Annotated in this window: 12 protein-coding genes; 1 reads left to right on the top strand and 11 read right to left on the bottom strand. The window is 63.4% G+C overall.

Going from position 1 to position 14,756, the window contains the following annotated elements; genetic code table 11:
* Positions 1-5: 5 nt before the first annotated feature.
* From smc to HDE76_RS00295, 9 genes are all read right to left on the bottom strand, one after another.
* A complete protein-coding gene (gene smc / locus HDE76_RS00335; protein WP_184504693.1) occupies positions 6-3,506 on the bottom strand; it encodes a chromosome segregation protein SMC in 3,501 nt (1,166 codons plus the stop codon).
* Between the two features lie 137 nt (positions 3,507-3,643).
* Entirely contained in the window at positions 3,644-3,889 is a 246-nt protein-coding gene (locus HDE76_RS00330) for a BolA family protein (RefSeq protein ID WP_179482276.1), read from the bottom strand.
* Positions 3,890-3,912: 23 nt separating this feature from the next.
* On the bottom strand, positions 3,913-4,218 hold the full coding sequence (locus HDE76_RS00325) for a YciI family protein (RefSeq protein ID WP_179482278.1): 306 nt from the start codon (positions 4,216-4,218) through the stop codon (positions 3,913-3,915).
* A gap of 1 nt (position 4,219) precedes the next feature.
* A complete protein-coding gene (gene lysS / locus HDE76_RS00320) occupies positions 4,220-5,746 on the bottom strand; it encodes a lysine--tRNA ligase (protein ID WP_184504691.1) in 1,527 nt (508 codons plus the stop codon).
* A 57-nt stretch (positions 5,747-5,803) separates the two neighbouring features.
* Positions 5,804-6,199, bottom strand: a complete 396-nt coding sequence (locus HDE76_RS00315; RefSeq protein ID WP_184504689.1) for a four helix bundle protein — start codon at positions 6,197-6,199, stop codon at positions 5,804-5,806.
* Between the two features lie 24 nt (positions 6,200-6,223).
* Positions 6,224-7,349, bottom strand: a protein-coding gene (gene prfB, locus HDE76_RS00310) for a peptide chain release factor 2 (protein ID WP_184504687.1) whose coding sequence is annotated in 2 segments (ribosomal slippage) — positions 6,224-7,273 and positions 7,275-7,349 — 1,125 coding nt in all. Because the reading frame shifts where the segments join, the coding sequence is not laid out codon by codon here.
* A gap of 160 nt (positions 7,350-7,509) precedes the next feature.
* Entirely contained in the window at positions 7,510-8,439 is a 930-nt protein-coding gene (locus tag HDE76_RS00305; protein ID WP_179482286.1) for a Gfo/Idh/MocA family oxidoreductase, read from the bottom strand.
* Position 8,440: 1 nt separating this feature from the next.
* Positions 8,441-9,433, bottom strand: coding sequence for an AraD1 family protein (gene araD1 / locus HDE76_RS00300; RefSeq protein ID WP_304624718.1), 993 nt, complete (start codon positions 9,431-9,433; stop codon positions 8,441-8,443).
* Between the two features lie 75 nt (positions 9,434-9,508).
* The gene (locus HDE76_RS00295; protein WP_184504685.1) at positions 9,509-11,071 is read right to left on the bottom strand and encodes an aldehyde dehydrogenase (NADP(+)); all 1,563 of its coding nucleotides are present in this window, start codon (positions 11,069-11,071) and stop codon (positions 9,509-9,511) included.
* A gap of 137 nt (positions 11,072-11,208) precedes the next feature.
* Here HDE76_RS00295 and HDE76_RS00290 point away from each other — a divergent pair, with 137 nt between their 5' ends.
* A complete protein-coding gene (locus HDE76_RS00290) occupies positions 11,209-11,958 on the top strand; it encodes a FadR/GntR family transcriptional regulator (protein ID WP_221262217.1) in 750 nt (249 codons plus the stop codon).
* Between the two features lie 26 nt (positions 11,959-11,984).
* Here the strand turns inward: HDE76_RS00290 and mmsB are convergent, their stop codons facing one another.
* On the bottom strand, positions 11,985-13,190 hold the full coding sequence (gene mmsB / locus HDE76_RS00285) for a multiple monosaccharide ABC transporter permease (RefSeq protein ID WP_221262215.1): 1,206 nt from the start codon (positions 13,188-13,190) through the stop codon (positions 11,985-11,987).
* Positions 13,177-14,730, bottom strand: a complete 1,554-nt coding sequence (gene mmsA, locus HDE76_RS00280; protein WP_184504682.1) for a multiple monosaccharide ABC transporter ATP-binding protein — start codon at positions 14,728-14,730, stop codon at positions 13,177-13,179. The genes mmsB and mmsA overlap by 14 nt, the downstream gene beginning before the upstream one ends.
* Positions 14,731-14,756: the final 26 nt, after the last annotated feature.

The following is a 14,756-nucleotide window of genomic DNA, read 5'->3' as shown; positions in this document are numbered from 1 at the left end:
ATTCCTCAAGCGGCGCCTGCGAGTTTAGCCGCTTCCGCAAGATCCACCTGCACCAGTCGCGACACGCCAGGCTCGCGCATGGTCACGCCGCACAGCTGGGTGGCCGCTTCCATCGTGGCCTTGTTGTGGCTGATGAAGATGAACTGCACTTTTTCGCTCATTTCGCGCACCAGGCTCGAGAAGCGGCCGACGTTGGCTTCATCCAGCGGCGCGTCGACCTCGTCCAGCAGGCAGAACGGCGCCGGGTTGAGGCCGAAGATGGCGAACACCAGCGCCACGGCCGTGAGCGCCTTTTCGCCACCGGACAGCAGGGTGATATTGGACACGCGCTTGCCCGGCGGGCGCGCCATGATCGCCACGCCGGTATTGAGCAGGTCGTCGCCGGTCAGCTCCAGATACGCATGGCCGCCGCCGAACAGCCGCGGAAAAAGCTCCTGCACGCCCGCATTGACCTTGTCGAAGGTCTCCTTGAAACGCTGGCGGGTTTCGCGATCGATCTTCTTGATCGCCCCTTCCAGAGTTTCCATCGCACTGACCAGATCGGCGAGCTGATTGTCCAGATAGGTCTTGCGCTCGCTCTGCTCGGCGTGTTCCTGGATCGCGGCCAGGTTGACCGGCTCCAGCCGCACGATCTTCTGGCCCAGTTCGCCGAGCTGCTGGCGCCACTGATTGGCGTCGATGTCCTCCGCCAGTTCGGCCAGCAGCGTGTCGAGTTCCAGACCGGATTCGCGGATCGCCTCGGCCAGCTGCTCGGCGCGCATCTGCAGCGCCTGCGCCGCCAGCCGCTTTTGCGAAAGCCCTTCGCGCAGCGCGCTGAGGCCGTGTTCGGCGCGCTGGCGCTCCTGCTCCAGGCGACGAAATTCGCCGTCGCAGTCGTCCAGCGCGCGGCGCGCTTCGACCAGTTGCTTGTCGACCAGCAGGCGCTGGTCGAGATAGGTCTGTCGCTCAGCTTCGAGTTCGGCGATCGGATCGGAACCGGCGGCCAGCTGTTCGACGATGTCGGCGCGACGCGCGGCGATCTGCGCCAGCTGCGCGTCCATGCGGGCGAGCGACTGTTCCAGCGACGACAGCGATGAACGTCGCGACTCCAGACCCAGCGCCAGCGCGTGCGACTGGTCGGCCGCCTCGCGCGCATTCATGCGCGCTTCTTCGCGCGCTTCGAGCAGGGTGCGCCGTTCGTTTTCCAGCGCGCGGCGTTCGTCTTCCAGATCGCCCATCAAGCCGACGGATTCGTCCAGACGGGCGCGAGCTTCCCGGGTCTGGCCCTGCAGCTCGTCGAGCTGGTTGGCCAGATCGTCGAGTTCCTCGCCGACCTTGGCCGCGCGCGCGCGCGCGGTTTCCAGCTTGCCGCGATGGCTTTGCAGCTGACCGGCCAGCTCGGACTGCTTGCGATGCGCGTTGTAGAGCTCGCGCTGGGCATCGTCGCGCGCCCGCTCGACCTCGAACTTGCCGGTACGCAGGCTTTCCAGCCGCTCACCGTCTTCTTCGAGCTGCGCTTCCAGCGTGGCGATCTGCTCGGCCAGCAGGCGCAGCTCGCGCTCGCGCGCCAGCACGCCGACCTGATTGCCCTGCGCGCGGCGCACGCGCGCCCACTGCGGCGCCAACCAGTCGCCGTCGCGGGTGATGATGGATTGCTCGGGGCGCAGCGACGCCACGCGGCGGCTCGCCTCCTCCAGCGTGTCGGCCGTCTGCACGTTTGCCAACAATTGCAGCGCGGCAGCCGGGCCGTGCACGCGAGCGGCCAGCGTGTCGGCGGCGCCCTGGCCGCCGTCGGCGGACGCCAGCAAGGCGATATCGGCCTCGCCCAGGCTATCGAATTCCGACACCAGGCCCAGCGGGCTGTCGACCAGCACACCGTCGAGCAAGCCGGCCAGCACGGTTTCCACCGCCGTTTCCCAGCCCGCGTCGACCTGCAAGGCTTCGCCCAGCCGGCGCGACTTGTTCAATCCCAGCCGGCTGAGCCAGCCGCTGGCGGCGCTCTCTTCCTGGCCCAGGGCCGCGTGCTGCAGTGCCTCCAGCGACGCATGGCGCCCGCGAGCCGACTGCAGCTGCTGGCGCGCCTCGTTGAGGCTGGACTGGACCTGACGCTCTTCGTCGAGCACCTTTTCATGGCTGAGCTTGTGCTGATCGAGGAGGCTGCCAAGCGTTTCGACACGCTCGCGCTGGGTGTCGTGATCGGCATGCAGCTGTTCGCCGGCCGCGTCGAGCGCGGCGACGTCGGTCGCCTTCTGCTCCGCTTCCAGCGCCTCGCGGCGCTTGGACAGATCGACGCTCTGGCGATCCAGGTAATTGAGCTTGGTGCGCTCGACTTCGGCCGCGCGGCTGGATTCGCCGGCATGTCGGGTGTGGCTGTCCCAGCGCTGCTGCCAGTCGGCCAGCTTGGCTTCGGTTTCGCGCTGGGCTTCGGCGGTGTCGTCCTGCAACTGCTGCAGCGCTTCGAGCTTGGGCTCACCTTCGGCCAGCGCGGTGCGCAGGGTTTCGACCTGTTCGCGGTCGGTAGCGATGTGCGCGGCCAGCTCGGCGTGCTCGCGCTCGGCGTCGGCCTGGGCGCGCTGAAGGCGATCGGCGGTCTCGCGGCTGTAGCGCACCTGCTGCTCGACGCGGGCGATCTCGGCGCCGACCTTGTACACCTCGGCCTGCACGCTGTTGAGATGTTCGCTGGCGCCGGTATGGCGCTCGCGCACGGTTTCCAGTTGCGCCTCTATCTGGCGCTGGCCGGCCAGCTGCTTCTCGATTTCGGTTTCCGCTGCCGACAGGTCGGCACCTTCGCCATCGTGCTGGCTTTTCAGGCCGCGGTATTCCAGCGCGCGCAGCTCGGCTTCCTTGCGCGTCTGCTCCTCCTTCAAGGCTTTCCAGCGCTCGGCGGCGCGGGCCTGCCGATTGAGATGATCGAGCTGCTTGTCGACTTCGTCGCGCACGTCGCGCACGCGGTCGAGATTCTCGCGAGTGGCCTTGATGCGGCTCTCGGTTTCCTTGCGCCGCTCCTTGTACTTGGAGATGCCGGCCGCCTCTTCCAGATGCGTACGCAGTTCTTCCGGATGCGCCTCGATGATCTGGCTGATCATGCCCTGCTCGATGATCGAGTAGCTGCGCGGACCCAGGCCGGTGCCGAGGAACAAATCGGTGATGTCGCGTCGACGGCAGCGCGTGCCGTTCAAATAATAGGCGGACTGGCCGTCGCGGGTGACCTGGCGCTTGACCGAGATTTCGGCGTACTGGCCGTATTCGCCCTGCACCGAACCGTCGCTGTTGTCGAAGATCAGCTCGACCGTGGCTTGACCCACCGGCTTGCGCGAATTGGAGCCGGAAAAGATGACGTCCGTCAGCGAATCGCCGCGCAGGCGGCTGGCCGCGCTCTCGCCCATGACCCAGCGGATCGCGTCGATGATATTGGACTTGCCGCAACCGTTCGGACCCACCACGCCGATCATGTTGCTCGGCAGCTGCAGGGTGGTCGGGTCCACAAAGGACTTGAAACCGGCAAGTTTGATCGTGGTCAGGCGCATGCGGTCATCAATAGATTCATCAGGTAACGCCTTCAGTGGTCGGGCTTGTCACTGTGCCAAACCACGAACGGGGCTGCAATGCGCTCGCAGTGCAGAAACAAGCTTAGATAATAATCTTATCTTATTGTTATAAATAACTATTTATCACCAGCATCGATCGAAAGCGCGTGGATGCCGTTATCCATCAACCCCTCCATCGCCGCATAAACCATACGGTGACGCTGCAGCGGCAGCTTGCCGGCGAAGGCCGCGCTGACGATGCGCACATGGAAATGCCCCTTGCCGGCGTTGCCGTGCGACGCGTGCTTGTAGCCCTCGTCCAGCACTTCGAGCGCGGTCGGCGCAAAGGCGACCTCCAGGCGGCGGCGGATTTCATCCAGCATTGGAGTCATGGCTGGCGCGCCGCTCACGCGCTGGGCAGCGTCTTGCGGAACGGCCGCACTTTGACGTCAGCGTAGACGCCGGCGGCCATATAGGGATCGGCCTTGGCCCAGCTCTCGGCTTCTTCCAGCGAAGCGAATTCCGCGACGATCAGGCTGCCGGTAAAGCCGGCAGGGCCCGGATCTTCCGAGGCGATCGCCGGAAACGGGCCAGCCAGAAGTAAACGGCCTTCGTCGTTCATCTGCTGCAGCCGCGCCAGATGCGGCGGCCGATTGGCGACGCGAGCTTCAAGCGAATGGGGGACGTCATTGGCAACGATGGCAAACCACATCTCAGGCCTCCGGGCGCATATAGGGGAACAGCAGCACGTCGCGGATCGACGCCGATCCGGTCAGCAGCATCACGAGTCGATCGATGCCGATGCCCAGGCCGCCGGTGGGCGGCAAGCCGACTTCCAGGGCGCGGATATAGTCGGCATCGAAGTGCATGGCCTCGTCGTCGCCGGAATCCTTGGCGTCGACCTGCGCCTGGAAGCGCGCGGCCTGATCTTCCGGGTCGTTCAACTCGGAAAAACCATTCGCCAGCTCCTTGCCGTTGACGAACAGCTCGAAGCGATCGGTGATGCCCTTGTCGGTATCGCTCTCGCGCGCCAGCGGCGACACCTCGACCGGGTGATCGGTGATGAAGGTCGGCTGGATGAGGGTGTGCTCGACCGTCTTCTCGAAGATCTCCAGCAGCAGCTTGCCCCAGCCGTAACCCGGTTTGACCTGCACTTTCAGGCGTGCGGCGTGTGCCGCCATGGCGTCGCGATCGCGTAGCTCTTCGCGCTTGATCTCGGGGTTGTGCTCCAGCACGGCGTCTTCCATGCGCCAGCGGCGGAAGGCCGGGCCGACGTCGATCTCGGCGCCGTCCCAAGTCAGCTGCGTCGTGCCGAGCACGCTCTGCGCCGTATCGCGGATCACCGATTCGGTGATGTCCATGATCTCATGGTAGGTGGCATAGGCCTGATACAGCTCCAGCATGGTGAACTCGGGATTGTGCCGGGTCGACACGCCCTCGTTGCGGAAATTGCGGTTGATCTCGTATACCCGATCGAAGCCGCCGACGACCAGTCGCTTCAGATACAGCTCCGGCGCCACGCGCAAGTACAGGTCCATGTCCAGCGCATTGTGATGCGTGATGAACGGCTTGGCCGTGGCGCCGCCGGGAATCACGTGCATCATCGGCGTTTCGACTTCCATGAAGCGACGCGGCGGCGCTTCCAGCCACTGGCGCATGAAGCCGATGATCTTTGAGCGCGTGACGAACGTACGCCGCGCCTCTTCCGTCACGATCAAGTCGACATAGCGCTGGCGGTAACGCTGCTCCACGTCGGCCAGGCCGTGAAACTTGTCCGGCAGCGGACGCAGGCTCTTGGTCAGCAGACGCAGGCTGTCGGCACGTACGGACAGCTCGCCGGTCTTGGTGCGCATCAGCACACCTTCGGCGCCGATGATGTCGCCGACGTCCCAACCCTTGAACGCCTCGTATGCGTCGCCCACCGTGCCCTGATGGATGAACAGCTGGATGCGCCCGGTGTAATCCTGCAGCTGCACAAAGCTGACTTTGCCTTGCACGCGCTTGAGCACGATGCGACCGGCCACCTTCACCCGCCGCGCCGCCGCCTCGATCACTTCGGCCGTCTGAACGTCCTTGTCGGCGAACTCGGTTTGCAGGTCGCCGGTAAAGCTGTCGATCTTGAAGTCGTTCGGAAACGCGATGCCCTGCCCGCGCAGCGCGGTCAGTTTCTCGCGACGCTCGGCGATGAGGCGGTTTTCGTCGACGATTGGCTCGGCGGGGTCAGTTATTTGATCGGTCATTTCGGGATTTCAGATCGGGATTTCAGAAAGGGGCGAGGGACGAGTAGCGAGGGCGCATCACTGATGCGCCGCCTCAAGTTTGTTGTCCAGGGATTTACGCAGTCCCCGAAGAATACGACCTAGCTCATCACAGCAAGAAAGAGTCTGATCCAACTGCCCAGCTTCGGTCATTTTCAGACGCGACATAAGCTCAAGCTGGGTTTCCAGTTCAGCCAGTGAACCTCGAGCGATAGCGATGTAGCGAATGAACTCCTTTGTCGACTCACGCGCATGCCCTTCGGCAATGTTGGAAGGTATCGAGACCGCCGATCGGCGAAGCTGGGATGCCAGTCCAAACCGCTCGTCCGCCGGCAACAACGAAACCAGGGCGTAGACCGATTCCACCAGCCGCATCGCCTGCTGCCAAGCCACCAGATCGCGATATGACCGGATCGTCGCGCCCTCGCTACTCATCCTTCGCCCCTACTCGCCGCGACATTATGCGTCACTGCGCTTGGAGCCCGCTTCCAAGCCGGACTTCAAACTCGCCTCAATGAACTCATCAAGGTCACCGTCGAGCACCTTCTGCGTGTCGGTGCGCTCGATACCGGTGCGCAAATCCTTGATGCGGCTCTGGTCGAGCACGTAATTACGGATCTGGCTGCCCCAGCCGATGTCGGACTTGGTTGCTTCCAAGGCATCACGCTCGACGTTGCGCTTTTGCACTTCCAGCTCGTACAGCTTGGCGGCCAGCATCTTCATCGCGGTGGCGCGGTTGGCGTGCTGGCTGCGGCCGGTCTGGCAGGCCACGACCGTATTGGTCGGAATATGCGTGATGCGCACCGCCGATTCGGTTTTGTTGACGTGCTGACCACCGGCGCCGGAGGAGCGGTAGACGTCCGTCTTCAGGTCGGCCGGATTGATATCGATATCGATGTCGTCATCGACTTCGGGCGAAACGAAGACCGAGGTAAAACTGGTGTGGCGGCGATTGTCCGAATCGAACGGCGACTTGCGCACCAGGCGATGCACGCCGATCTCGGTTTTCAGCCAGCCGTAAGCGTAATCGCCTTCCACGCGGAAGGTGGCGGATTTGATGCCGGCCACGTCGCCGCCGGAGACTTCCATCAGCTCGGTCTGCCAGCCGCGCGATTCGCACCAGCGCAGGTACATGCGCAGCAACATTTCGGCCCAGTCCTGCGCCTCGGTGCCGCCGGCGCCAGCCTGGATATCGACGAAGGCGTTGGTCGCGTCCATCTTGCCGGAAAACATGCGCTGAAATTCCAGCTTGCTGATCTGTCCATCGAGTCGCGCCACGTCGGTCACGACCGACTGTGCGGTTTCCTCGTCGCCGTCGGCAATGGCCATCTCCAGCAGTTCACCGGCATCGGTGAGACCGGCGGTGAGGCTATCGATGCCGCTGACGATATCGTCCAGGCGGGCGCGTTCGCGGCCCAGCTCCTGCGCGCGCGCCGGGTCATCCCAGATGGTGGGGCTCTCCAGTTCGCGGGTTACTTCTTCGAGACGCTCACGCTTAGTGGCGTAGTCAAAGATACCCCCGAAGCGACTCGACGCGGCCGCTGAGGTCCGCAATCTGCGCGAGGATGGGATTGGTTTCGATCATGGGTTCGCTCTTACCGGTTTTTCGACCCACCATAATAGCAGACGACAACCGGCGGTCAGCGCTGCCGGCTTGGCCTCAGCGCTCGGCCAGCGCCATGGTTTGGTGCGAAATGACGGGCTAACCGGACGGCGCGCAGCCTAAAGCACTGGCCCGGGATACATCAGTCGTCAAACGCCTCGACGGTTTTGCGATGCCCGAGCAGAAATGCGTCGGCCACCAGGCGCAGCGGAGCCGTATCCACATCGCTACGACCGTTCTGGATCAGCGCCGCAAAGTGCGCATATAACCCGGCGTACTCACGATCCTCAGCGCGCTCGACGCCACTTGGCAGCTCCAGAACCGCGCCGCCGTTGGCGAGTTTCAACGTGCCGGCATCGGTCTCGACCACGATGTCCCAACTTTGCGGGCCGGTCTGGCGCCAGTCCAGATCCATCGCTATCTCGACGCCTGCGGTATCCGTGAACGTCATTTCGGCGGCGATCGGCGCCGCGCGATTGGACGGTGTCGAAAGGACGGCGGAGCGCAGAAAGAACGCGCGCGGCAGGATACGCGTGGCGATAGACAATGCATTGATGCCGGGGTCGAACACGCCCAGACCACCCGGTTCCCAGATCCACGTCTGTCCCGGATGCCACACGCGAACGTCCTCGCGCCAGATGATCGACACGCGCTCGATACGCCGATCGGCCAGCCACGCGCGCGCGCGCTCCACACCGGCGGCGTAACGCGAGTGCCAGCCGGCGAACAGGGTAAAGCCACTGATCTTGGCCTGCTCTTCCAGTGCCGCCACTTCGGCCAGCGTCGCGCCCGGAGGTTTTTCGAGAAAGACGTGCGCGCCCCGCGCCAGCGCTTTCGCGGCCAGCTCGTAGCGAACCTGCGGCGGCGTGCAAAGAACCACGGCATCGACCGCAAGGCCATCGTCGAACAGCGCTTCGAGGGTATCGAAACGAGCAGCCCCCTCGACGTTTGAGGTGCTACTTGGATCCACCAGGGCCGTGAGATGGAAGGCATCATTGCCTGCGATGGCGGGAAGATGCTGATCGCGGGCGATCTTGCCCAGGCCGATCACCGCCACTCGTATCGGACTCATCTCAAAGCGCCTTGATGCTGAATGTCTGTTCCGACGCGATCGCCAGCCGGTTGCATAGAGGTAAGGTGAACGGCGCCGCCTCGATCTCGAACTGATCGCCGACCTGCGTTTTTATGCCGTCGGAGAACGACAGCGTGGCGGTGCCAAAAAAATGCACATGGACATCGCCCGGCTGGCGAAATACGTCGTACTTGAAATGATGCGCCTCAAGATTGGCGAAACTGTGCGACATGTTTTCCTCGCCGGAAAGGAACGGCTTTTCCCACAGCACCGCGTCGCCGCGCCGGATACGGCTGGTGCCTTCAATCTGTGCCGGCATCGGACCGACCAGCAATTCTGGCCCCAGCGCCGCCTGCCGCAGCTTGGAGTGCGCCAGCCAGAGATAGTTGTGGCGCTCGGTGACGTGATCGCTGAATTCGTTGGCCAGGCACACGCCCAAGCGAAACGGTGTGCCGTCTTCACCAATCAGATAAATGCCCGCCAGCTCGGGTTCTTCGCCGCCGTCTTTCGCGAACGACGGCGACGTCAACGGCTGGCCGGGACCGACCAAGCCAAACCCGTTGCCCTTGTAGAACCATTCCGGCTGGCTGCCGACTTGGCCAGCAGCCGGCTTGCCGCCTTCGACACCTTCGAGAAATATCCGCATCGAATCGGTCTGCTTCTCGGCCGCTGCCGCCGCGCGATGCATCTTGTCGCGGCCTTCGGCAGATCCCAGATGAGTGAGGCCCGTGCCAGTCATGAACAGATGCGCCGGATCCGGGTGATCGATCGGCGCGAGCAGCCGGCCAGCGGCCAATTCGGCGGCAACGTCCACCGACTCGCCAAAGCCGCAATCCGCCACCGCGCCCGCGAGATCCGTGCCCATGGTGATCGCCAGCTGCGCGAGCGCGCGCACGCTGTCGACGCCAACCACAAAGGCGTCGCCGTTGCCGGTGGAGGCGATGACGGAGCGATGGCCGCTCTCGTCACGATGCTGCAGAAGGCGCAAGGTCATGTTGTTCCTTTCTTCATGGAGATGCGGCACTCGCCGATTTACGAAGTGCGGTAGGGCGTGGCATATGGGCGGCGATCATCCGTGCGTGGCAATGCCATCGAGCAGTCGCGGCAGGCCGGCGTCATCGCGCAGCACGGCGGGCAACAGCCGCGACGGGAAATTCTGGTAGGAAACCGGCCGCAAAAAACGGTCGATGGCCAGGCTGCCGACGGAAGTGGACCGCCCGTCGGAGGTAGCCGGATACGGTCCGCCGTGCACCATCGCATGCGTCACCTCGACGCCAGTCGGCCAACCGTTGACGACGATGCGCCCGCTGCGGCGTTCCAGCAGTGGCAACAGCCTAGAGGCCGTATCAATATCGGCATCGTCCATCTGCAGCGTGGTGGTCAGCTGGCCTTCCGCCGCTACCAGTACCGACTGCAGCTCGGCCTCATCGGCGCAGCGCACCAGCAAGGACGACGCGCCGAAGATTTCCTGCCCCAACGCCTTGTCGGACAAAAACGACCGGCCGCTGGTCGAGAACAGGGCCGCGCGTCCGGCGTTGCCACCGTCGCCCGCCGGGCCTTGGGCGACGGTTTGCACCTGCCCATGCTGCTGAAGCGCGTCGATCGATTGTTCGTAGGCCGAGTAAATGGCGCCGGTCAGCATCGTCTGCGCGGCGGCGCCCGAAATCGCTTCGGCGGCCGCCGACACGAAAGCATCGAGCCCCTCGCCCTCGATCGCCAGCAGCAGGCCGGGGTTGGTACAAAACTGGCCGGCGCCCATCGTCAGCGATCCGACAAAGGCCTTGCCAAGCTCCGCGCCGCGCGCGCGCAGTGCCTCCGGCAACAGCAGCACCGGATTGATGCTCGACATCTCCGCATAAACGGGAATGGGAACCTCGCGCGCCTGCGCCAGCTTGACCAGCGCCAAACCACCGGCGCGCGATCCGGTAAAGCCCACCGCGGCGATCGCGGAATGCTTGACCAGCGCCGCGCCGAGTTCGATGCCCGGACCGACCAGGTGCGAAAATACGCCCGATGGCAAGCTGCTGGCCTTCACCGCGGCATGGATGGCACCGGCAACCATGGCGCCCGTCGCCGGATGCGCCGGATGACCCTTGACCACGACCGTGCAGCCCGCGGCGAGCGCCGAAGCGGTGTCGCCACCGGCCGTGGAGAAGGCGAGCGGAAAATTCGACGCGCCGAATACGGCCACCGGTCCCAGCGGGATGCGCCGCAGGCGCAGATCAGCTCGCGCCGGCGTCGTCGTGCCCTGGGTTGCCGGGTCGATGCGCAGGCCCATCCAGTCGCCGCGTCGAAGTACACCGGCGAACAGCTTCAGCTGATTGACGGTGCGGCCGCGTTCGCCCTCCAGACGTGCGCGCGGCAGGCCGCTTTCGCGCATCGCGGTGACGATCAGATCGTCGCCCAATGCTAGAATTTCGGCGCCGATACGTTCGAGAAAAACCGCCCTGGCTTCGGCATCGGTCGCACGATAGGCGTCGAATGCGGCCTCGGCTGCCGAACAGGCCGCGTGGACTTCGGCAATGCCGTCTGTTTCAAAACGTGGGCCGAAGGGCTGGCCGGTCGTGGCATCGATCGAACGGAAATCCATTATCGCGTCGTCCGTCAGTTGGGTCTTGCCGTCGTTCGACATTATGCTCCACCACCATTAATTACTCAGACAATTAGGTTAAGGCGCGTATGCTGGTTTTGCAATGCCGACGGTTTCTTCTGACCTCCGAGCGCGTGCATGCCGTTCAACGTTGAAATTCGTTACCGAGGGGTGAGTTCTTGAGCAAGACAGTCACGCCAGCAGAACCCATCAAGCGCGCGCGCGAACCCCGCGGTACCGGTCGGCGCCTGTACGGCGCGATTGCCCACAAGCTGGGCGCTGCGATCCTGGCCGGGGAATATCTTCCAGGCGATGTGCTTTCCGGAGAAATCGTGTTCGCCGAATTGCTGGACGTATCGCGCAGCGCGTACCGCGAAGCGATCCAGGTGCTTACGGCCAAGGGTCTGGTCGAAAGCCGGCCCAAGGCTGGCACGCGTGTCCTGCCGAGAAACCGCTGGAATCTGCTCGACCCGGAAGTACTGGGCTGGGCCTTTGCAGGGCAACCGGACGTCGCCTTTGTGCGCAGCCTGTTCGAACTTCGCGCCATCGTCGAGCCCGCTGCCGCGGCGCTGGCGGCAGAGCGGCGCGACAAGGCCGCGCTCAAAAGCATGCGCGACGCACTGGCCGGCATGACGCGGCACACGCTGGCCAGCGAAGCCGGCCGCATGGCCGACCGGGATTTTCACAACGCGATTTTGCATGCCACCGGCAACGATGCGCTGATCGTTCTCAGCGCCAGCGTATGCGCCGCGGTGAGCTGGACCACGCAGTTCAAGCACCGCCAACGCGACCTGCCCCGGAATCCCATCCCCGACCATCGTCGCGTGCTCGATGCGATTGCCGCCAGCGACCCGGCCGCTGCGAGCGAGGCGATGCGGGTGCTGGTGGAACTGGCGCTGGAAGACACGCGCCAGTCGATGCAGGTCTGAGTCAATGCATACCGGACCGCTGTTTCTCAACGACCGCCGGTGCGGCGTTTGTTGTAGACGTCGAATGCCACGGCCGCCAGCAACACGAGTCCCTTGATCAGGGACTGGTATTCCGTGCCGACGCCGAGAATCGACATGCCGTTGTTCAGCAGTCCGATGATCAGTCCGCCGACGATGGCTCCCGTCACGGTACCGATGCCGCCGGTAACCGCGGCACCGCCGATGAATACCGCCGCGATCGAGTCGAGCTCGAAGCCAGATCCCGCGCTAGGGCTCGCCAGATTGAGCTGAGCGGTGAACACCAGCCCGGCCAGCGCCGAGATCACGCCCATATTGACGAACAGCAGAAAGGTAACGCGCTGCGTCTTGACGCCAGAGAGCGCCGCTGCGTGCAAGTTCCCGCCGATCGCATAGACATGACGACCGAAGACCGAGCGCGCCATCACCGCGGCATAGATGACGATGAGCAGGCCGAGAATCACCAGCACGATCGGCGTGCCGTTGTAGCTCGCCAGCAAAAAGGCGATATAGATGATCAGGAAGGCACCGAAAGCCAGCTTGAGCACGAACCACCAGAGCGGCTCGGACTCCAGCCCATACTTATGGCGCGCCCAGCGCTGGCGAAGCGAGCCGAAGATCAGCACGATCGAGGCGAGAACACCGAGACCGATCGTCAGCGGCTCATAGCCGCTGGTGCCGAAGCTGGGCAGAAAACCGGAACCCAACCGGCGGAAGGCCTCCGGAAAGGGCGATATCTGCTGATTCTGCAGCGCGATCTGCGCGGCCCCGCGAAACACCAGCATGCCGGCCAGAGTGACGATGAACGCCGGTATTCGAAAGTACGCAATCCAGAAGCCCTGCCAGGCACCGACCAACGCACCGAGGATCAGGCACAGAACGATCGCGATCGGCCATGCGATATGCCATTCGGTAATCATGACACCGGCCATCGCGCCGACGAAGGCCACGACCGAACCCACGGACAAATCGATATGACCGGCGATGATGACCATCACCATGCCGATCGCCAGGATCAGGATGTAGCTGTTCTGAATGACGAGGTTGGAGACGTTGATCGGGCGCAACGTGATGCCGTGCGTGGTGATCTGAAAAAACAGCACGATCACGATCAGGGCAGTAAACAGGCCTACCTGGCGAAGCTGACCGGTGAGATAGCCCAGTATCCTCCTTGCCTCGCCGACGGGTTTCGTCACTTCGTTAGACGTTGTCACTAGTGGATCTCTCCCGCTCTTTGGTCATGTGCTGCATAAGGATTTCGGCGGTCGCCTGCGAACGCGGAACATCGGCGGTGATACGTCCCTCGGCGAGGGTATAGATGCGGTCGCACATGCCGAGCAGCTCAGGCAGCTCCGACGAGATCATGATCACGCCTTTGCCCTCGTCGGCGAGCCGATGAATGATGGTGTAGATCTCGTACTTCGCGCCTACATCGATACCGCGCGTCGGCTCGTCGAGGATGAGCACATCCGGATCGGCGTACATCCACTTCGACAGCACGACTTTCTGCTGATTGCCGCCCGACAGTTTTCCGGTAATCGAGTCGACGCTCGGCGCCTTGATGTTGAGGCTCTTGAGGTACTTCCCGGCGACCGTCGCCTCCTTGTGGTCGTCGACGAAACCGAACAGGCCCGCCAGCTTGCTCAGCGCCGACCCCGAGACGTTGCGGGTGATGTCGTCGATCAAGTTGAGCCCGTAGCGCTTGCGATCCTCCGTCGCATAGGCAATGCCGTGCTGGATCGCCTTCGACACCGTACCGGTGTCGATTTCGACGCCGCGCTTGAAGACCTTGCCGCTGATCTTCACGCCGTAGCTCTTGCCGAACAGGCTCATCGCCAGCTCGGTGCGCCCTGCCCCCATCAACCCGGCGATGCCGACGATTTCGCCGGCGCGAACGGAGATCGAGGCATCCTTGACGATCTGGCGCGTCGTGTCGATCGGATGAAACACGTTCCAGTGTTCGACCCGAAGCAGCTCCTCGCCGATCATCGGCGTGTGATCCGGATAGCGGCTTTCGAGCTCGCGCCCGACCATGCCCTTGATGATCCGCTCTTCGCTGATCTCATCGGCATGCATATCGAGCGTCTCGATCGCGCGCCCATCGCGAATGATCGTCACAGCGTCGGCGATCGCCTTGATCTCATTCAATTTGTGGCTAATGATAATCGAGGTAATCCCCTGGCTCTGCAGCTGCTTGATCAGCTCGAGCAGATGCGCCGAATCCTCGTCGTTAAGAGCTGCTGTCGGCTCATCGAGAATCAGCAGCTTGACGCGCTTGGAAAGCGCCTTCGCGATCTCCACCAGCTGCTGCTTGCCCACGCCGATGTCGGTGATCTTGGTGATCGGATTGTCTTTCAGGCCGACCCGCGCGAGCAGTTTGGATGCCTCGAGGTTGGTCTTGTTCCAGTCGATCCAGCCCCTCGTCTGCTGCTCATTGCCGAGAAAGATGTTCTCGGCAATCGAGAGATACGGACTGAGCGCAAGCTCCTGGTGAATGATGACGACGCCGGCGGCCTCGGAATCGTTGATGTTCTTGAAATCGACCTTGGCATCTTCAAAGACGATCTGGCCATCGAAGCTGCCCGCGGGATACACGCCGCTGAGCACCTTCATGAGGGTCGATTTACCTGCGCCGTTCTCGCCGCAAATGGCGTGAACATGACCACGTTTGACGCCGAGCGAGACGTTTTGCAAAGCCTTGACGCCTGGAAACGTCTTCGTGATGCCCTGCATCTCGAGAATGTTTGTCGTCACGTTTTCTGCTTCTTCCTGGATGAGAA

The sequence above is a fragment of the Rhodanobacter sp. ANJX3 genome (assembly GCF_014200755.1).
Lineage (GTDB): Bacteria > Pseudomonadota > Gammaproteobacteria > Xanthomonadales > Rhodanobacteraceae > Rhodanobacter.
The sequence above is the reverse complement of the archived record's forward strand: the minus strand, read 5'-3'. Positions and strand labels throughout refer to the sequence as shown.

Coding starts and splice junctions, on each gene's coding strand:
- smc (WP_184504693.1), bottom strand. CDS start 3,506: ATGCGCCTGACCACGATCAAACTTGCCGGTTTCAAGTCCTTTGTGGAC.
- HDE76_RS00330 (WP_179482276.1), bottom strand. CDS start 3,889: ATGCTGGATGAAATCCGCCGCCGCCTGGAGGTCGCCTTTGCGCCGACC.
- HDE76_RS00325 (WP_179482278.1), bottom strand. CDS start 4,218: ATGTGGTTTGCCATCGTTGCCAATGACGTCCCCCATTCGCTTGAAGCT.
- lysS (WP_184504691.1), bottom strand. CDS start 5,746: ATGACCGATCAAATAACTGACCCCGCCGAGCCAATCGTCGACGAAAAC.
- HDE76_RS00315 (WP_184504689.1), bottom strand. CDS start 6,199: ATGAGTAGCGAGGGCGCGACGATCCGGTCATATCGCGATCTGGTGGCT.
- HDE76_RS00305 (WP_179482286.1), bottom strand. CDS start 8,439: ATGAGTCCGATACGAGTGGCGGTGATCGGCCTGGGCAAGATCGCCCGC.
- araD1 (WP_304624718.1), bottom strand. CDS start 9,433: ATGACCTTGCGCCTTCTGCAGCATCGTGACGAGAGCGGCCATCGCTCC.
- HDE76_RS00295 (WP_184504685.1), bottom strand. CDS start 11,071: ATGTCGAACGACGGCAAGACCCAACTGACGGACGACGCGATAATGGAT.